Source organism: Novosphingobium terrae (assembly GCF_017163935.1).
Lineage (GTDB): Bacteria > Pseudomonadota > Alphaproteobacteria > Sphingomonadales > Sphingomonadaceae > Novosphingobium > Novosphingobium terrae.
In genome coordinates this window covers 2,356,168-2,374,627 of sequence record NZ_JABVZR010000001.1, presented here as the reverse complement: position 1 = coordinate 2,374,627, position 18,460 = coordinate 2,356,168, and the positions used below count along the sequence as shown (strand labels likewise).

General features: G+C 64.7%; 13 protein-coding genes. 1 reads left to right on the top strand and 12 read right to left on the bottom strand.

All coding sequences use genetic code 11. The features are described 5' to 3' along the window. Positions 1 to 11: 11 nt before the first annotated feature. The 11 genes from purQ to HGK27_RS10700 form a co-directional block, all read right to left on the bottom strand. Entirely contained in the window at positions 12 to 689 is a 678-nt protein-coding gene (gene purQ / locus HGK27_RS10750; RefSeq protein ID WP_206240525.1) for a phosphoribosylformylglycinamidine synthase subunit PurQ, read from the bottom strand. Next, positions 686 to 922, bottom strand: coding sequence for a phosphoribosylformylglycinamidine synthase subunit PurS (purS, locus tag HGK27_RS10745; protein ID WP_068081464.1), 237 nt, complete (start codon positions 920 to 922; stop codon positions 686 to 688). Before purS ends, purQ begins: the two co-directional genes overlap by 4 nt. A 106-nt stretch (positions 923 to 1,028) precedes the next feature. Beyond that, positions 1,029 to 2,465 (bottom strand): efflux transporter outer membrane subunit, encoded by a 1,437-nt coding sequence (locus HGK27_RS10740; RefSeq protein ID WP_206240524.1) that lies wholly within the window; start codon positions 2,463 to 2,465, stop codon positions 1,029 to 1,031. Next, positions 2,462 to 5,623 carry an efflux RND transporter permease subunit gene (locus HGK27_RS10735; protein ID WP_206240523.1) on the bottom strand — a complete coding sequence of 1,054 codons (3,162 nt, stop codon included), beginning with the start codon at positions 5,621 to 5,623 and terminating at the stop codon, positions 2,462 to 2,464. Before HGK27_RS10735 ends, HGK27_RS10740 begins: the two co-directional genes overlap by 4 nt. Before the next feature lie 9 nt (positions 5,624 to 5,632). After that, positions 5,633 to 6,865 carry an efflux RND transporter periplasmic adaptor subunit gene (locus HGK27_RS10730; RefSeq protein WP_206240522.1) on the bottom strand — a complete coding sequence of 411 codons (1,233 nt, stop codon included), beginning with the start codon at positions 6,863 to 6,865 and terminating at the stop codon, positions 5,633 to 5,635. A gap of 184 nt (positions 6,866 to 7,049) precedes the next feature. Next, positions 7,050 to 9,968, bottom strand: a complete 2,919-nt coding sequence (locus HGK27_RS10725; RefSeq protein ID WP_241127025.1) for a M16 family metallopeptidase — start codon at positions 9,966 to 9,968, stop codon at positions 7,050 to 7,052. 13 nt (positions 9,969 to 9,981) lie between these two features. Next, positions 9,982 to 10,767, bottom strand: a complete 786-nt coding sequence (gene purC, locus HGK27_RS10720) for a phosphoribosylaminoimidazolesuccinocarboxamide synthase (RefSeq protein ID WP_206240521.1) — start codon at positions 10,765 to 10,767, stop codon at positions 9,982 to 9,984. A gap of 197 nt (positions 10,768 to 10,964) precedes the next feature. Continuing rightward, on the bottom strand, positions 10,965 to 12,068 hold the full coding sequence (locus tag HGK27_RS10715) for a PLP-dependent cysteine synthase family protein (protein WP_206240520.1): 1,104 nt from the start codon (positions 12,066 to 12,068) through the stop codon (positions 10,965 to 10,967). Between the two features lie 68 nt (positions 12,069 to 12,136). Further along, positions 12,137 to 12,841: a TadE/TadG family type IV pilus assembly protein gene (locus HGK27_RS10710; protein WP_206240519.1), complete on the bottom strand. Its 705-nt coding sequence runs from the start codon at positions 12,839 to 12,841 to the stop codon at positions 12,137 to 12,139. Next, the gene (locus tag HGK27_RS10705; protein ID WP_206240518.1) at positions 12,838 to 13,434 is read right to left on the bottom strand and encodes a TadE/TadG family type IV pilus assembly protein; all 597 of its coding nucleotides are present in this window, start codon (positions 13,432 to 13,434) and stop codon (positions 12,838 to 12,840) included. The genes HGK27_RS10710 and HGK27_RS10705 overlap by 4 nt, the downstream gene beginning before the upstream one ends. Then, complete coding sequence (locus HGK27_RS10700; protein WP_241127024.1) at positions 13,431 to 15,197, bottom strand: TadE/TadG family type IV pilus assembly protein; 1,767 nt, start codon at positions 15,195 to 15,197, stop codon at positions 13,431 to 13,433. Before HGK27_RS10700 ends, HGK27_RS10705 begins: the two co-directional genes overlap by 4 nt. Before the next feature lie 457 nt (positions 15,198 to 15,654). On the opposite strand from HGK27_RS10700, the gene amyA reads away from it, so the two are divergent. Continuing rightward, complete coding sequence (gene amyA, locus HGK27_RS10695) at positions 15,655 to 17,142, top strand: alpha-amylase (RefSeq protein WP_206240516.1); 1,488 nt, start codon at positions 15,655 to 15,657, stop codon at positions 17,140 to 17,142. Here amyA and HGK27_RS10690 read toward each other — a convergent pair whose 3' ends face one another. After that, positions 17,143 to 18,345 carry a PepSY-associated TM helix domain-containing protein gene (locus HGK27_RS10690; protein WP_206240515.1) on the bottom strand — a complete coding sequence of 401 codons (1,203 nt, stop codon included), beginning with the start codon at positions 18,343 to 18,345 and terminating at the stop codon, positions 17,143 to 17,145. Positions 18,346 to 18,460 lie beyond the last annotated feature (115 nt).

Sequence of the window (18,460 nt, the reverse complement as noted above, 5' to 3'; positions counted from 1 at the left end):
CCCGAAAGCGATCAGGCCGAAACCAGCGTCCGCACCACGCTTTCGAACAGCGCGCGGCCATCGATGCCGCCCTGGGCCTTTTCGATATGGCGCTCGGGGTGGGGCATCATGCCCAGCACATTGCCCTTTTCGTTCAGCACGCCCGCGATGTTGCGCGCCGAGCCGTTGACCTCTTCGGCATAGCGGAAGGCCACGCGGCCCTCGCCCTCGATGCGGTCCAGCGTGGCGTCGTCGGCGAAGAAGTTGCCGTCGTGATGGGCCACGGGGACGGTGATGCGCTGGTCCTTGAAGTAGCGGCTGGTGAAGAGCGACGTGTTGTTCTCGACGTTCAGTGCCACCTCGCGGCAGACGAAGCGGATGCCGGCGTTGCGCATCAGCGCGCCGGGCAGCAGGCCGGCTTCGGTCAGCACCTGGAAGCCGTTGCACACGCCAAGGACGGCAACGCCCTTGTTGGCGGCGGCGACAACGGCCTGCATCACGGGGCTACGGGCGGCCATGGCGCCGCTGCGCAGATAGTCGCCATAGGAGAAGCCGCCGGGCAGGGCGATGAAATCAAGGCCTTCGGGCAGGGCGGCGTCGCCGTGCCAGACGCGATGGACCTCGCCGCCGCAGACGTTCTCGATCGCCACCGCCATGTCGCGGTCGCAGTTCGAGCCGGGGAAGGTGATGACGGCAGCGCGGAAACTCATGCGGCGACCCTTTCGACGCGGTAGTTCTCGATGACCTGATTGGCGAGCAGCTTCTGGGCCATCTCGTCCAGAGCGGCGTCGGTGACGCTGTCATCGACTTCCAGCTCGATCAGGCGACCGGCGCGCACGTCCGAAACGCCCGAAAAGCCAAGGCCTTCGATGGCGTGATGGATGGCGCGGCCCTGCGGATCGAGCACGCCGTTCTTGAGGCTGACGAAAACGCGCACTTTCATGGGGGCTGGGCCTTTCTGTTCGGCGAAGAGGAATCGCGGCCCCTATGGCCCCGAAAAGCGCAAAAGCCAAGGGGCAGGCTGATCCGCCTGCCCGCTTTTCGGTCGATCAGCCGCCGTTGCGGGGCTGGGCGGGGTTGCCTGCGCCGTCCAGACGGTCCCCGCCAAGGGCGCGGTAGAGCGAAACGCGGTTCGATCCATCGGCCAGAACCGTGGCGATCAGCGTCTTTTCCGAGGTGTAGAGCGTCTGCTGGGCGGTCAGCACATCGAGGTAGGTGTCGATCCCGCCCTGATAGCGCTGGGTGGAGAGTCGGAAATTGTCCGCCGCCGCATCGCGTGCTGCCGTGCTGGCCTCAAGCTGGTCGGCGATGGTGCCGCGCCGGGCCAGCACATTGGCGACGTCGGAGAAGGCCGATTGCACCGCCTTGCGATAGGCGGCGAGCGAGGCTTGCTGCTGGGCCTCGGCCTGACGGGCGGTGGCCTTGGCGGCGCCGGCCTTGAAGATAGGGTAGCTGAGCGTCGCGCCGCCGGCCCATGCGAAGGTGCCGCCGGTGAACATGCTGGCCAGCGCAGAACTGGCCGTGCCCAGCAGGCCGGTCAGGGTGATTTTCGGGAAGAGCGCGGCGCGGGCGGCTTCGGCATTGCCCTTGGCGGCTTCCAGCGCATCTTCGGCCTGCATCACATCGGGGCGGCGCAGGAGAATGTCGGAGGAGAGGCCCGTGGGGATCGTCGCCAGATGCAGGTTGGCGTCGGTGAGGCTGAGCGGCAGGTTGGCGGGATCGATGTTATCGCCCACCAGCAGGCGCAGGGCATTGAGGTCGGCGGCCTGAGCATTGGTCTGGCTGGCGATATCGGCCTCGGCCTGGCGCAGGGTGATCTCGGCCTTGCGCAGGTCGCCCAAAGGCGCCACGCCGCCATCGACGCGCTTTTTCGTCAGTTGCACGCTGTTCCGGGCCGCCGTTTCGGTGTCCCGTGCAAGCTTGAGCAGGCTGGTGTCGGCGGCATAGGCCAGCCAGCCCGTGGCGATGCTGGAGACCACCGAGAGCCGCGCGCTGCGCGCCGCCGCCTGCGTGCCAAGATAGGAGGCACGAGCTGCCGCCGTCAGATCGCGCAGCCGCCCGAACAGATCGAGTTCATAGGACGAAACCACGCCCTGCGCGTTGAAGGCATCGCCCTTGCTGCTGCTGGAAATGCCCAGAGCGCGGTCGCCGCCCGAATGGGTCCAGCCTGCGCTGGCATCCAGCTCCGGAAACAGCGCGGAGCGGGCGATGCGGAACTGCGCCTGCGCCGCCTGCACATTGGCCACGGCCTGAGCGATATCCTGATTATGCACCAGCCCCTGCTCGATCAGGATGACCAGACGCGGATCGGCCAGCACGTCGCGATAGGCATAGGTGGGCGTCTGGTCCACGCCGGGCGCGGCATAGGCCGGGCCGGAGGGGAACTGCGCGGGGATTGGCAGCGGGCCATCGGATTTGGGCGCGGCCTGTGCGCCGCTGGCGGCCAGCAGGCTCACCAAAGCTGCAAGGGCGTGCAGGCGGTTCATGCCTGTGCCTCCTGCACGTTACCGCCCTTCTTGCGGGTCCACTTCTCCCACTGCTCCTTCAGCGTCAGGCGGATCAGCACGAAGAACAGCGGGATGAAGAACACCGCCAGCACCGTGGCCGTCAGCATGCCGCCGATCACCGCGGTGCCGATGGCGATGCGCGCATTGGCGCCTGCGCCATGGGCCAGCGCCAGCGGCAGCACGCCGAAGATAAAGGCGCAGCTGGTCATCAGGATCGGGCGCAGGCGGATGCGCGCCGAATTGAGCGCCGCCTCCAGAATGCCCTTGCCCTTATGGACCTCGGCCTCGGCGAATTCGATCATCAGGATCGCGTTTTTCGCCGCCAGACCCATGGTGGTGGTAAGGCCGATCTGCAGATAGACGTCATTTTCGAGGCCCCGCAGCGTCACCATGGCGACAGCGCCCACCAGACCCAGCGGGATCACCAGCAGCACGGCCACCGGCACACTCCAGCTTTCATAAAGCGCGGCAAGGCACAGGAAGACCACGATCAGCGAAACGCCATAGAGGATCGGCGCCTGACCGCCCGCCAGCCGCTCCTGATAGGAGGTGCCCGACCAGGCCACGCCGACACCCGGATATTTCTCGACGATCTCCTGGAAGGTGTTCATCGCATCGCCCGAGGAATAGCCCGAGGCAGGCTGGCCCGAGAACTCATAGTTGGAGATGGCGTTGAAGCGCAGCAGCGATGTCGGCGCCTTGCCCCAGCTGGCCGTGGCGAAGGTGGAGAAGGGCACCATCTGCCCGTCTGCGCCGCGCACATGCCAGTTGTTGAGGTCTTCCGGGCGCGAGCGGAACGGTCCGTCGCCCATCACATAGACGCGTTTCACACGGTCGCGGTCCACGAAGTCATTGACATAGGTGCCGCCCCAGGCGGTGGACAAGGTGTTGTTCACATTGGCCGCCGTGATGCCCAGCGCCTGCAGCTTCTGCGTATCGGTGCTGATTTTCAGCGTCGGCTGATCGGGCAGGTTGGTCAGGCGGACGTTGGCGAGGCGCTTGTCCGCACGGCAATCGGCCAGCACCGAATCGCGCACCTTGGCGAACTCCTCGCGCGAGAGGCCGCCGGTGTTTTGCAACTCGGCCTGAAAGCCGGTGGCCTGCCCGAGGCCGCGCACGATCGGTGGCTGAAGCGCATAAAACTCCAGATCGCGGAAGCCGCTCATCGCCTTGGTGGCGCGGTTGGTGATGGCCTCGGCGGTGTTCTGGTCGCCGGGGCGATCGTCCCAATCGGTGAGCGAGATAAAGCCGCGGCCCGCATTCTGGCCGTTGCCGCCACCGCCGCCGCCCGCCACGGTCAGCACCGTATCGACATTCTTGCTTTCGTGATCGAGGAAATATTTCTCGACCGCGAGCTGTGCCTGCTGGGTGCGCTCGATGGTCGCGCCCGAGGGCAGCTGGAGGCTGAGCTGGCCAAAGCCTTGATCCTCATTGGGCAGGAAGCCGGTGGGCAGGCGCATGAACAGGAAGGCCAGCAGCACCAGCATCGCCACATAGCTGATCAGCGGGATGCGCTTCTTGTGGGCCACCTTTTCAGCGCGGGGATAGTACCAGCCGACCAGCTTGCCGAAGTACTTCTCGAACTTCTCGCGCATCCAGTGGCTGGCGCGGCCGATCAGGCTGGTTTCATCCTCATCCTCGGGCCGCTTGAGCAGCGTGGCCGTCAGCGCGGGCGACAGGATCAGCGCCACCATCACCGACAGCGCCATGGCCGCCACGATGGTCAGCGAGAACTGGCGATAGATCACGCCGGTCGAGCCGCCGAAGAAGGCCATCGGCAGGAACACGGCAGAGAGCACCTGCGCGATGGCCACCAGCGCGACCGAGATTTCCTTCATTGATTCGATGGTGGCATCGCGCGGGCTCATGCCGGGGTTTTCATGCATCAGGCGTTCGACATTCTCGACCACCACGATGGCATCGTCCACCAGCAGGCCGATGGCCAGCACCATGCCGAAGAGCGTTAGCGTGTTGATCGAATAGCCGAAGGCGGCAAACACCCCGAAGGTGCCGAGCAGCACCACCGGCACGGCGATGGCCGGGATCAGCGTGGCGCGCCAGCTCTGCAGGAAGACGAACATCACGATGACGACCAGCACGATGGCTTCCACCAGCGTTTCCACCACGTCATGCACCGATTTGGTGATGAAGCGTGTGGAGTCATTGGCAAAGGCATATTGGTAGCCGGGGGGCAGCTTCTGCTTTTCGAACTCGGCCTTGACCAGTTCGGCGGTGGCCAGCGCGTCCGCGCCCGGCGAGAGCGAAACTGCCAGCGCCGCGCCCGGATGGCCGTTGACGCGGCTGATCACGCCATAGCTCTCCGCGCCCAGCTCGATGCGGGCCACGTCCTTGAGCAGCACATTGGCGCCATTGGCCTGCGTCTTCACCACGATCTGGGCGAATTGATCCGGCGTCTGCAGGCGTGACTGCGCCGTCACCGTGGCGTCCAGCATCTGGCCTGCCGGGCTGGGCACGGCGCCGACCTCGCCCGCCGCCACTTCGGCGTTCTGCGCGGTGATGGCCGTGGTGATGTCGCTGGGCATCAGGGAATAGCTGGCCAGCTTGTTGGGATCGAGCCAGATGCGCATGGCATATTGCGAGCCATAGACCTGCGTCTGGCCCACGCCCTGAATGCGCCCGATCGTCTCCTGCATATGGCTGACCATAAAGTCGGAGACGTCGATGTTGGTTGATTTGTCGAAGGTGTCGTAGAAGGCGGCGATCATCAGGAAGTCGGGGTTGGACTTCGTGACGCGCACGCCCTGCGCCTGCACCTGAGCCGGCAGGCGGGTGAGCGCCTGCTGCACCTTGTTCTGCACCTGCACCTGCGCGATGTCAGGGTTGGTGCCCTTCACGAAGGTGGCATTGATGCTGACCGTGCCGGCCGAGCTGGAGGTCGAGCTGAAATAGAGCAGGCCGTCGATGCCGGTCAGCTGCTGCTCGATCACCTGCGTCACGCTGCTTTCCAGCGTGGCGGCCGAGGCGCCCGGATAGGTGGCGTTGACGTTGACCTGAGGCGGGGCGATGTCAGGGAACTGCTGGACGGGCAGCGATAGCAAGGCGCCCACGCCGATCATCATGGTGATGATGGCGATCACCCATGCGAAAATCGGCCGATCGATGAAAATGCGCGACATGGATCAGCCTTATTTCGCGCTCTGGGCGCCGTTTTTGTCCAGCTTGTAGCCCTGACCGGTCTTTTCCGGCACGGGCTTCACCTCGCCATTGGGGCGCAGCAGGCCCAGGCCTTGCGTGATGACCTTGTCGCCCGGCTTGATGCCCTGGGTCACCACCCAGCTGTCACCCACGGTGCGCAAAGCGGTGACCTGACGCATCTCGGCCTTGTTGCCCTGACCCACGACATAGACCGTCGCCGTGCCCTTGGCATCGCGGCTGACCGCGCCCTGAGGCACGAGGATCACCTTGGTCTGCACCGCCTGGCTGAGGCGAGCCCGCACGAAGAGGCCCGGCAGCAGCAGCCCCTTGGAATTGGGGAAGCGCGCGCGCAGCGTCACCGTGCCGGTGGCGGAATCCACGGTGACTTCGGAGAATTCCAGCTTGCCGGGCAGGGCGTAATCCTTGCCGTCATCCAGCCGCAGCTTGACGTCGGGCTCGCGCGCTTGCGCGCCGCCATCGGCCAGCGCCTGACGCAGCTTCATCATATCCGCCGCATTCTGCTGGATATCGACATAGATCGGATCGAGCACCGCGATGGTGGCCAGCGCATCGGTCTGGTTCGCCGTGACCAGCGCGCCATCGGTGAAGGCCGAGCGGCTGATGCGGCCCGACAAGGGCGCGGGCACGGTGGTGTAGCGCAGGTTGATGCGTGCCGTTTCCAGCGCGGCGCGGTTTTGCATCACGCTGGCCGCTGCCGTGCGCGCCGTGGCGGCGGCATCGGTGTAATCCTGCTGCGAGACGGCCTGACTGGCCGCCAGCGGCTTGTAGCGGTCGGCCTTGATCTTTGCCGCCTCGGCACTGGCCTGAGCGCTGGTGAGATTGGCCTCGGCCTGATTGGCCGCCGCGCGGTACAGGCTGGGATCGATGCGATAGAGCGGCTGACCCGCCTTCACCATCGCGCCTTCCTCGAACAGGCGCTTCTCGATGATGCCGGAGACCTGCGGGCGCACCTGAGAGACGCGATAGGGCGCGGTGCGGCCCGGCAGCTCCACCTCCAGCGGCACGGTGCTTTCACTGGCCACCCAATAGCCGACTTCCGTCGGGCCTTTTGTCTTACCCTTGTCCTTGCCCGAACAGGCGGCAAGGCCAAGGCTGCCCGCCAGCAGCAGCGTGACGGCGACACGCACACGGGCTGTGGGGAGGCGGGCAGGCAGAAGGGGCTGGCGCTTGGCCAGCGCGGGGGCGGAATCTGTACGGGTCATGAACGGCTCTTCGGGCGAAGCCGGGGGCCAGTCAAGGTGGTGAGCAACGCACTTGGCGAGATCGTGACAATTTGTTACCCGGCGACCCAGCCCGCCGCCCACGTTCTTAAAAAAGCCATATAAAATGCCCGATGTCCGGGTTGTTTGTATGATTTAAAAGGCGATTTGAACCGGCTTTTATAGCTTACGGCTTGGGCAGGTCTACCCCATCGGGCAGCACCACCGATTCTACCGCGCCCGCGTCTGTCAGATAGCGCTGCGCCGCCGCTTGTACTTGCTCGGGCGTGACGGCCATCAGCCTTTCCTTGGCGTGCAGATTGCGCTCGATATGGTCGGGCTCGCTCTGGGCGCGCATGGTCAGCGCCATCCAGCCGCCATTGTTCTTGAGCGCATTGTCGAACCCTTCGACCAGCGGCGCGCGGGCGCGCTGGAACACATCCTGACTGACGCCATGGTCGCGCAGCGCTTCCAGCGTCTCGCGGATGGCGGCGCGGGTGGCGCCCAGATCCTTCACATCCACCGAGGCATTGATGGTGAACAGGCCGAAGCCCTTGTAAGTGCGCGATGTTTCGCTGCTGGAGCCGGGCGAATAGGCCTTGCCCAGCTTCTGGCGCAAGGTCTCCGTCAGCTGGATGCGCACCACGCGCTCCAGCATGTTCAGCACCTGCTTTTCCTGAGGATCGCTGTCATCACGGGTCAGCCAGACGAGATAGACCAGTGACTGATCCTTGGCCCCGGCATGGCGCACGATGCGCAAGGTGTGATTGGCGGTGAAAGGCCGGGTGCGGCGGCCGGCATAGGGCTGGAAATTGGCCTCACGCATGGGCAAAGCGCCCAGCGTGCGCGCGACCGAGGCGATGGCCTTGTCTTCATTCACATCGCCGACGATGCCGATTTCGATGGCGCCATGGGCAAGGCGATCCGAGATGGTGGCCTTCAGCCGGGCAAAATTCTGGGCGCGATAGGCCTCGATCGGCTGGCGGGTGAAGCGCGGATCGCCATCGGAGAGAATGCCGCCCAACTGCGAGACCAGCGCGGCGGCCGGTGTCGAGCGGCTCTGCGCAAACAGCGTGTCGATCGACTGGCGGAAGGGCACCTCGCCCTCGGGCCGATAGCCCGGATCGGTGAGCAGGGCGGCCAACAGCTCCATCTGCAGGTCGAGATCAGCAGGCAACACGCCTGAGGAGCTGATGAATGTGTCACCGCCATTGGTGAGCCCAAGGCCATAGCTGTGCCCGGCCAGCATGGTGCGCAGATCCTCGCGGCTGTGCTTGCCAAGTCCGCCATTGCCCAGCACCTGGGTCATGATCACGGCGAGCGGATCAGCCTTGCTGTTGAGCATCGTGCCGCCATCGAGCGAAAGCGCCACCATCACCTGATCCTTGGCCAGATCGGTGTGTTTCAGGTTCAAGCGCACGCCATTGGCAAAGCGCACTTCGCGGATGCCGCGGTCGGGTTCGCGATGGTCTTCCACCACTTTGCCGGCAGGGCCGAAATCTCTGTAGGCAAAGGGGACTTCGGCCTGCTGGGCCTCTTCGGGCAGGGCGGCCTTGACGCCTTCATCCCACGCCGCGCGTAGCGCCGCCTCGCCGCCTTCGGGGGCCTTGGGGCCTTCGAAGCGGATCAGCGGATCGGTGAGGGGCACGGTCTCGGTCTTCAGCGCGGCCAATATGCTGGCGGGTGTGATGCGCGGGATCAGCTTTTCGATGCGCGCCAGCGTGGCCGCAGGCGTGGAAGGCACCGAATCCTCGCGCAGCAGGCCGAAGGCATCGCCCAGCAGCGCGCCGCTGCTGCGGGTATCCTGAGCGGCGGCGGCATGTTCGGCATTGGTCCTGAGGTTGGCGATATGCTCGTTCACCTCGGCCTGAGTGAAGCCCCTGTCGAGCGCGCGGCGCAATGTGGTGGCGGCGGCGATCAGCCCCTCATGCCATTTGCCGACGTCGGTCTCGATCGAGAGATAGGAGTTGCGCCCGGCCTTCAACATATCGGAGGTGCCGAAGCTGGCCCCACGGAAGGGCGGATGGGCTTGCGTGGCCTGCCGCTGCAGGCGCCGCTGGATGATGCCGTAGCCGATGGAGCGCAGCGTATCGAGATCGCGCTGGGCCTGCGTATCGGGCTCGATGAGCCAGGGCCCTTCGGCGGTGATGTCGATCCGCTCCGGGCTGGCGGGGTCGAGATAGATCGAGGCATGGCCCTTGTTGGCCAGATCGATCGGCCCGGCCTTGGCGGGCGCTGGCGAGGGCGCGGCTTTCCATGTGCCGAAATGCGCCTTGATGGCCGCTTCCACCGCAACGGGATCGATGTCGCCGACCACGATGATGGTGGTTTTGGCGGGCACGTAATTGCGGGCCCAGAAGGCGCGCAGCGTGTCGGGCGTGGCGGCGTCCAGCGTCTGGGTGACGCCGATGGGCATGCGCGCCACATAGCGTGCGCCCGGCGCGATAAAGTTCAGCCGGTTTTCCAGCGCGCGGTAGGACCAGCTGTTGCGGTCACGCTTTTCGGCCAGCACCACGCCGCGCTCACGGGTGGTTTCGGCGGCGGGGAATTTGAGCTCGCTGGCGGTTTCGCGCATCAGCATCAGCGCGGTGTCGATCAGCGAAGGATCGTTGCGCGGCAGATCGAGCTGATAGGTGGTGTGATCGAAGGTCGTCTGGGCGTTGGTGTCGGCGCCGAAGGCCAGACCCAGCCGCTCCAGCAGGCGGACCATCTCGCCCGAGGGCACATGGGTCGAGCCCTGAAAGGCCATATGCTCGACATAATGGGCATAGCCGCGCTCGGCATCGCTTTCGTCGAGCGATCCGGCGCCGACCTCCATCCGCACCGCCACCTCGCCCTTGGGGGTGGTGTTGGGGCGGATGATGTAGCGCATGCCGCTGGGCAGGCGCCCGAAGCGCCATGCCGGGTCGAGCGGCACGTCGCTTTTTTCAAAGGCCCATTTTCCAGATGTCTGGCTGGGCTTGGGGGCCTCTTTCGCTTTCGCGCTCGCCTTTGCCGCAATGGGCTTGGCGCCGGCAGACTTGGCCAAGCCGGGCTGAACAAGCACCATGCTGCCGGCACAGGCGGCCAGCAGCATGCACTTCATCGAACGGCGCGAAAGCGTCAAAGGCTGGATCAGCTTATTTGCCCCGCAGCTTGCGATGCACCGAGAGGTCGAACACTTCGGACGGGCCGTTGTTCTCATTCTCCAGCAGGCCGAGGCGGCGAGCCACTTCCTGATAGGCCTCTTCCTCGCCGCCCAGATCGCGGCGGAAACGGTCCTTGTCCAGCTTTTCGCCGGTGGTCATGTCCCACAGGCGGCAGCCGTCGGGGCTGATTTCGTCGGCCAGGATCACGCGGCTGTAGTCGCCATCCCAGATGCGGCCGAACTCAAGCTTGAAGTCGATCAGGCGGATGTTGATCGCGGCGAACATGCCCGACATGAAGTCGTTCACGCGGATGGCCATGCTGGAGATGTCATGCATCTCCTCATTGCTGGCCCAGCCGAAGGCGGCGATATGCTCTTCGGAGATCAGCGGATCGCCCAGAGCATCGTCCTTGTAGTAATATTCGATCAGCGTGTGGGGCAGGGGCTCCCCCTCGGGGATGCCCAGACGCTTGCTGATCGAGCCGGCGGCAACATTGCGGACCACCACCTCGATGGGGATGATCTCGACCTGGCGCACCAGCTGCTCGCGCATGTTGAGGCGCTTGATGAAGTGCGTGGGGATGCCGATGTGGTTCAGGCGGGTGAACACATACTCGCTGATGCGGTTGTTGATCACGCCCTTGCCGTTGATGGTGCCCTTCTTCTGCGCGTTGAAGGCGGTGGCATCATCCTTGAAATACTGGATGATCGTGCCCGGCTCGGGGCCCTCGTAAAGGATCTTGGCCTTGCCTTCGTAGATTTGGCGGCGACGGGACATGGGCAAATCCTTTATCAATTCAACGGCAGCGAACGGGTCGGACGGAGCATCCGGCCCCAAAAGGCGAGCCCCGGCGCGCGAGGCTGCTGCGCAGTTGCGACAGCACCGCGCAGCCGGGGCATAGGGGCCATATAGGCCAAGGTATGTGTCTGTTCAACCACACACAGAGGTTCCTGTGTCAAGGGGGCGAATGGCGGTCAAGCTTCGGGGCAAACCTCGTGCAATGCGCCGGTGGCAAAGAAGCTTTCCAACGCTTTGGCATGGGGTTGCCAGTCGATGTTGCGCTCGGCCAGCCAGTCGTCGCAGAAGCAGGTGTCGGTGTAGCGCTCGCCGCCATCGCACAGGATGGTGACGACCGAGCCGCTTTCCCCCCGCGCCGCCATATCGGAGATCAGCCGCGCGCAGGCCCAGATGTTGGTGCCCGTCGAGCCGCCGACCGGCCGCCCCAGCCGCGCCGAGATCACCCGCATCGCCGCGATGGAGCGCGCATCGGAAATGGCGTCCATCCGATCGATCACATCGGGGATGAAGGAGGGTTCGTGGCGGGGGCGCCCGATGCCCTCGATGATGCTGGATTTGCAGGCGCCCAGCGAGGTGATCGAACGGTCGGCAAAATGGCGGTGGAAGATCGAGGTCTCCGGATCGGCGACGCACAGCTGCGTATCGACCCGGCGATAGCGCAGATAGCGCCCGATGGTGGCCGATGTGCCGCCTGTGCCCGCGCCGCAGACCACCCATGCGGGGATGGGATGCTCTTCGCGGGCCATCTGCTGGAAGATCGATTCGGCGATGTTGTTGTTGCCGCGCCAGTCGGTCGCCCGTTCGGCATAGGTGAACTGGTCCATGTAATGGCCGCCGGTTTCCTCGGCGAGCCTTGCGCTGGCTTCGTACACTTCGCCGGGGCTGTCGACATAATGGATCTCGCCGCCATGGAAGCGGATCAGCGCGATCTTGGCCGCCGCCACGGTGCGCGGCACCACGGCGATGAAGCGCAGCCCCAGCAGCCGGGCGAAATAGGCCTCCGACACGGCGGTGGAGCCGGAAGAGGCCTCGATCACGGTCGTATCCGGCCCGATCCAGTCATTGCACAAAGCATAGAGGAACAGCGAGCGGGCGAGGCGATGCTTCAGGCTGCCCGTCGGGTGGCTGCTCTCATCCTTGAAATAGAGCGTGATCCCCGGCGTGCCCTCGATCGCATGGTTGATGAGATGCGTGTCGCTGGTGCGGGTGATGTCGGCTTCGATGCGGCGGATGGCCTGGGCGTTCCAGGCGCGCCTCTCGCTCAGGGCTGCTTGCGTCATGCCGCTCACTTCTCTCTGGCGGGGCGCTTGTCAAGGAGCAGATCACCGATTGCACGCCCCGCCATGGGTCACGTGGTGTAAAGGTTACAGGTCGATGGGGTGACGGTGGGGGCGGGGTTGTAGATCATCGAATAATCGCGCGTGTCGCGCACGATGTAGGAGGCGACGTAATGGATGCGCATCGCCGGGGCATAGAGCGTGCCGAACAGCGGCTGGTAATCGTAATTGATCTCCACGAACATCACCCCGAAGCCCAGCGGCGCATTCACCAGCGCGCCGGTGTCGCCCATGCCCAGCGGCATGGCCGTGCCCGCATTGGCCAGCGTGGCCGTGCTGCCCGCCGTGGTGGTGGTGGTGCCATAGGAGCTGTCGTAATTGGTGCCGCTGCGCTTGCCCAGGCAGCGCTGCCAGTGGATGCGCTGCACCGGCACCACATCATAGGTCTGGGGCGTGTATTCCAGGCTGGAGAGGGTGATGCGCCCATAGGTGGTCAGATTGATCCCCGCGCTCTGCAGGCGCACGCCCGAGAAGATATCGTTGACGTCCGTCTCGCGCAGCTGGGTGGTGGCCAGCGTGCTGGAGAGGCCGACGCGACCGGCATTGTCGGCCAGCGTCATGGCGATCTGGCTGATCCGCATCTGAGCCAGCCCGTAATTGGCATATTCGATGCCCGCCCCGCCCAGATACATTACCACCGGCAGCATCAGCGCGAATTCGAGCAGTGCCGCGGCCTTGCTCTCACGCAGCAGCCTTTTGAACAGCGCCCCCCTCATGTGCAGATCGTGGTTGGCGTGGGCACGGTCTGGGCGGCGTAGGGCTGGTTTTTCAGAATGGTGGTCGAGGAGATGGTCACCACATTGGACCATTTCATCCAGGCCGCGGTGGGAAACAGGCGCGGATAGGTCATGGTGGCGGTGTAGACCACCGTGTCGCCCGCGCCGCCATTGCCGCTGATGCCGGGATTGGCGTCCCACTGGCCGTTGCCGTTGACATCGGTGAAGCATTCGCCGGGATCGCGGATGCCGTTGCCATTGCTGTCGGTGAAAGGCTCGGGCGAGATATAGCCATATTGCGCATAGCTCAGCCGCGAGGGAGAGCCGGTGGCCCAGGCGGCATTGCGGTTGCCGCCCTGCACGATGGAGAGCACCTGAGCATCCAGCGTGGCCGGGGTGGAGTTCTGGATCGTGGCGTCACGCGCGGCCTTTTGCACCGCGCCGCTGAGCAAAGCCTGCATATAGAGCTGATAGGCAAAATCGCAGAGCCCCATGATCAGCAGCAGGGCGATGGGCGCCGTCATCGCGAACTCCACCGCCGCCGCGCCGCCGCTGGCGCGCCACAGGCGGCGCAGGAAGGCGCGCGCCCTCATTGCGAGATCCGCAGGCTGGCCACCTGCTTGGCGATGGTGGAAAAGGCGGTCGTCAGCCCCGAGCCGCTGGTGGTGGCCAGCGCCTGTCCTGTCGAACTGGCGCAGGAGACCAGCGGGGCAGGCGCCGTGGTGGCGATCGAGATCGTCCAGATGTTGATGTTGCGCGCCTTGGCCGCCGAACATTCGGCCAGGAAGCGCTGGATATGATAGTTGGTCAGATTGTTGAAATCGCCGCCCGAGACGCGCCTGTCGTAATATTCATTGCCGTACATGCCATAGACATAGGTGCTGGGCGACATCACGCCGTCCGTCAGGAAGACGATCACCCGGTTGGGTGGCAGGCGCCCGGGCCAGGCGGCGGTGTCATTGGCGAAGATGCCGGTGGGCGAGAGCAGCCGCGTGCCCCAGATCATCCCCGTATCGTGATAGGTGCCGCCAATGGGCCGGAAATCGCTGGCATTGACATAGGCCGAGACCTGCGCCCGCGTCATGGTGGAGAGCCGCGCCACCGGCTTGCCGCAGGTGATATAGCCCATCTGCATGTAGCTGGGTGTGCCGATGTTGGGGTTGGGGCCGCTGCCCAGCAAATCCAGCAGGGAGGTGGAGGTGGCGGTGCTGGTGTAATTGTTGCGGGCGTAGAAGACCTCGGGCCACATCGGCTTCCACTGCGTTCTGATGTCGCTGGTGGGCACCAGATCGGGGTCCAGATCATAGGGCAGGCTGTTGATGTTGAAGCTGGAAACGCCGGGGGTGGTGTAACGCTCCTCCAGGCAGCCGGCCCAGGCATCGGTGACGCCGATCTTGGTCGGGTCCGGCGTGGGCAGGCCGGTGCTGTAGATGCTCAGATTTTCCGACACGGGCTGATAGGTGTAGAGAATGGGCACCAGCAGCTGGAGCGTGATGCTGCGGGCATTGTAGGTCCAGCTGGTGTTGCTGTTGCCAGCCCCGCCCACGAGATATTTGGGCGACATATCCATCACCGCGCGCCCCGCATTCACGGTGGAACTGTAGGTGACGAAGCCATAGCGGATATGGGTCTGGGCGCTGGAGGAGGCGGCCAGCGTGTCATAGAAATTGAGCACTGCCGTGCGCAACGCGGATATGCGCGATCCGCTCTTTTCCGGCACGTAATAGGCGGTGGAAAGCGGATAGCCCGCCACGCTGGTGTTGCCGCTGGTGGCGCCATCGAGCGGGCGGCTGTAAGTGGTGGTGCCCGCGGAATTGACGTAATTGTTGCAGGTGTTGTCATCGTCGCTGGGCAGGCAGGACATCGATCCGGTGGTGTCCAGCACGAAGATCACATCGGTGTCGGGCACATCGAGCCGGGCGGTGCAGGTGGCGGTCAGCGTGACATTGCTGACGCCCAGGATCTTCATGATGACCGTGGGCACCGTGACCTGCGCGGTTCCCGTCAGCTGCCCGTCAGACGTCTTGGCGGGGGTGAAGGTGACGCCGGTGGTGCCGAACCAGCCGTTGCGGAAATTGTTGTTGAAGAAGCTTTGCGACTGGGCGATGGCTGTCGCATCCAGAATGCCGTCGAGCGCGGTATCGGTCATCGAACGCCGCCCGGCCAGTGCGCCCGCGTCACAGGCCTGCTGCAGGCGGGAGTTGACGACATAGAAGCGCGCCGCATCGATGGCGCAGCCAACAAACGCTGCCAGCACGAACATCATGCCGGCCATCATCAGCATCACATTGCCTGCCCTGTCCTTCCGCAGCCGTGTCAGCAGGGGAAGGGCATGGCGGGAGGGGGTTGCCGCCACGGTGCTGGTCGCCTCGCTTTGTCTGCCATCCTCCATGGATGACGCGAGTTTGCCTTGGCATGGGGCGCGTTGATAGCGTCCCAGCGCAGCGTTCCGCATATGTGCTTAACGTTTGCAGGGCGCCGCTAACCTTGATGAGCGGCCACATCCGGGTGTTGACGGAGTTAAGCGGTAGCATGGCACCGTTTTGCCGGGGACCGGAGCCTCAGGCGAGGTGAGCAGGGTAAGGTATCATGGTGAACGAAGGCTTGCCGGGGCGCTTTTCCCGCTTGTCTCGGCTCTGGAGGAATCCGCTAGGGAACATTCCGGATTTCCGCCCTTTTATCGTGCGTTGGCTCCTGGAGCATGCCGGGTGTTTGATGAACCATCCGGCATGCTCCAGGTTTTTGTTGTCGCATCGTTTTTCGCGAAAAACCGGTTCCCGTTTTTCGCACGATGCTTTCAGGCGGGATCGATCATGGCGGCACGCACTCTGCTTCAGTTCTTCCACTGGTACTATCCCGAGGGCGGAAAGCTCTGGGCCGAGGTGGCGCAAAAGGCGCAGGGTCTGGCGCAGATGGGCGTGACCGATGTCTGGCTGCCCCCGGCCTATAAGGGCGCTTCGGGCGGCTCGTCGGTTGGCTATGACACCTATGACCTGTTCGATCTGGGCGAGTTCGACCAGAAGGGCGCCGTCGCCACCAAATATGGCGATCGCGCCGGGCTGGAGGCGGCCACCAAAGCGCTGAGCGGCGCCGGGCTGCGGGTGATCCATGATGTGGTCTTCAACCACAAGATGGGCGCCGATGAGAAGGAGCGCGTGGCTGTCCACCGCGTCAACCCCGAGGACCGCACCCAGATCGAGGAAGACGCCTTCGAGGCCGATGCCTACACCAAATTCACCTTCCCGGGCCGGGCGGGGCAGCATTCGCAATTCATCTGGGATGTGAAATGCTTTGCCGGGGTGGACTGCATCGAGAACCCCGATGAGCAGGGCGTCTTCCGCCTGGTCAACGAATATGGCGATGGCGAATGGAACGAGGAGGTCGATGACGAACTCGGCAATTTCGACTATCTGATGGGCGCCGATGTCGAGTTCCGCAACAAGGCCGTCTATGAGGAATTGAAGTACTGGGGCCGCTGGCTGGCCGAGCAGCTGCCGGTGCAGGGTTTCCGTCTCGATGCCGCCAAGCATATCCCCGCATGGTTCTTCCGCGACTGGGTGGGCCATATGCGCGAAACCGTTGACAGCGAACTGTTTGTCGTGGCCGAGTACTGGAAGCCCGATATGGAGGCGCTGCGCCAGTATCTCGATCTGGTCGACAAGCAGCTGATGCTGTTCGATGTGGCGCTGCTTCACCATTTCCACGAAGCCTCGCGCGCCGGGGCCGATTACGATCTGCGCACCATTTTCGACGGCACGCTGGTCGCTGAAGAGCCCGATCACGCCGTCACGGTTGTGGGCAATCACGATACGCAGCCGCTGCAGGCGCTGGAAGCCCCGGTGGAAAGCTGGTTCCAGCCGCTGGCCTATGCGCTGGTGCTGCTGCGCACGGGCGGCGTGCCCTGCGTCTTCTATCCCGACCTCTATGGCGCGCAATACAGCGACGCGGGCGGCGATGGCGGCGAATATCAGATCACCATCGAACCCGTGCCCTGCCTGCCCAAGCTGATCGAGGCGCGCCAGCGCTTCGCCCATGGCGAGCAGACCGACATCTTCGACGAAGCCTGCAGCATCGCCTTTATCCGCCATGGCACGGCCGAGCATCCCGGCTGCGTGGTGCTGCTCTCCAACGGCGATGAGGCGGGCAAGGTGGTGGAACTCGGCCCCGACCATGCCGGCGCCGCTTTCCGCGACTTCCTCGGCCATTGCGAGGAAGAAATCCACGCCGATGAGGAAGGCCGCGTCACCCTGCGGGTGAATGGTGGCAGCGTCAGCGTCTGGGTGCGCAGCGATGCGCTGTGATCACTTCCAGAACAACTCGCTGCGCCCGTTCTTGCGTCGCCGCTGCCACAGCTGGAGATACATCACCACCCCCGACACGCTGAGGTAAAGCAGCGACAGGCCGCTCAGCAGCACCAGCCAGCGCCCGGTCAGGCCGAACATATCGCCGCGATGGAAGCGCTTGAGCGCCTGATGCAGCTCCCAGCCGCTGGGGAAGCTGAGATCGGGATAGCCCGGTTCCCACATCTTCATCGCGGCGCCGGTGTTGGCGTTGTAGACATGCTGGGTGGTCTCGGCATCGGCGGCGATCACCACGCCCTGCGGATAGCCCACGAAACTGCGCAGACGCAGCACCTTGATCCCCGTGCCGGGCTGCTGCCGGTGAAAGGCGGAGAGGGTGGTCGCCAGCATCGGCGCCAGCTGCGCATCGTTCAGAGGCGAGGACTGATCGCCATCGAAGGCGCTTGAAGCCCGCGCACCATTGAGCGCGGTATGGATATTGGCCCCCACATTGTCGAGCGAGAGCAGCAAGCCGCTCACCGTCAGCCAGATCACGAAGAGGCTGGCCGTCACCGCGATCCAGCGATGCAACTGGCGCCACAGATCGCCGCCTTTCCACCACGGGGCGCGGCGCCCCATCCTGGCCCGCGCGCGGTAGAGCTTCAGATAATGCGCCAGCCCGGTGAAGATCATGATCGCAAGGCCGATGGCGGCGATGCCGTTGATCGCCGTGCCCCAGGGCAGAAACAGGAAACGGTGAAGCATCTTGAAATTTGAACGCGTCGAGGCGAAACCCCGGCCCGGCTGAGGCGGCGGCAGAAAGCTGTCAGGCAGGCGTGTGCCGCTGATGAGATCGAAGATCATCTGCCGCGCCCCCATCTGCACATGGCCCGCCAGCCTGCCATCCTGGCCGCCGCGCAGCTCCACCAGTCGAAGCGGTTCACCGGGCGCAGCGGCGCGGCCCAAAGCCGTGGCCCGCGCGATCCCGGCCGCGTAATCGGTACCTTCGGGCAGGGCAGGCGCGCTGTAATCGGGCGCCGAGACCACCGCATAATTGGGCGGCCCATAGATATGCTGGCGCATCATCTGCATATCGGGATCGCTCTCGGGCGCATGGGTGAGCAGCGCGCGCATATCGGCCAGCTCGATGCCGGTGCCCGTCGCGGCCACATAGATCAGCAGCACCGCCGCAAAAACGGCGCATATCCGGTGCCAGCGCAGCATGGCAGTCCCTCCCCAACCCGCTTTCGTGGTGAAGCGGCATCGGCGTGATCATGCCTGAAGGCTTCAGCCTGCGTGCCATTCAATATGATGCCGCTCTGCATCGAAATTATGCGTT

Coding starts and splice junctions, on each gene's coding strand:
- amyA (WP_206240516.1), top strand. CDS start 15,655: ATGGCGGCACGCACTCTGCTTCAGTTCTTCCACTGGTACTATCCCGAG.
- purQ (WP_206240525.1), bottom strand. CDS start 689: ATGAGTTTCCGCGCTGCCGTCATCACCTTCCCCGGCTCGAACTGCGAC.
- HGK27_RS10730 (WP_206240522.1), bottom strand. CDS start 6,865: ATGACCCGTACAGATTCCGCCCCCGCGCTGGCCAAGCGCCAGCCCCTT.
- HGK27_RS10705 (WP_206240518.1), bottom strand. CDS start 13,434: ATGAGGGCGCGCGCCTTCCTGCGCCGCCTGTGGCGCGCCAGCGGCGGC.
- purC (WP_206240521.1), bottom strand. CDS start 10,767: ATGTCCCGTCGCCGCCAAATCTACGAAGGCAAGGCCAAGATCCTTTAC.
- HGK27_RS10690 (WP_206240515.1), bottom strand. CDS start 18,345: ATGCTGCGCTGGCACCGGATATGCGCCGTTTTTGCGGCGGTGCTGCTG.
- HGK27_RS10740 (WP_206240524.1), bottom strand. CDS start 2,465: ATGAACCGCCTGCACGCCCTTGCAGCTTTGGTGAGCCTGCTGGCCGCC.
- HGK27_RS10710 (WP_206240519.1), bottom strand. CDS start 12,841: ATGAGGGGGGCGCTGTTCAAAAGGCTGCTGCGTGAGAGCAAGGCCGCG.
- HGK27_RS10715 (WP_206240520.1), bottom strand. CDS start 12,068: ATGACGCAAGCAGCCCTGAGCGAGAGGCGCGCCTGGAACGCCCAGGCC.
- purS (WP_068081464.1), bottom strand. CDS start 922: ATGAAAGTGCGCGTTTTCGTCAGCCTCAAGAACGGCGTGCTCGATCCG.
- HGK27_RS10735 (WP_206240523.1), bottom strand. CDS start 5,623: ATGTCGCGCATTTTCATCGATCGGCCGATTTTCGCATGGGTGATCGCC.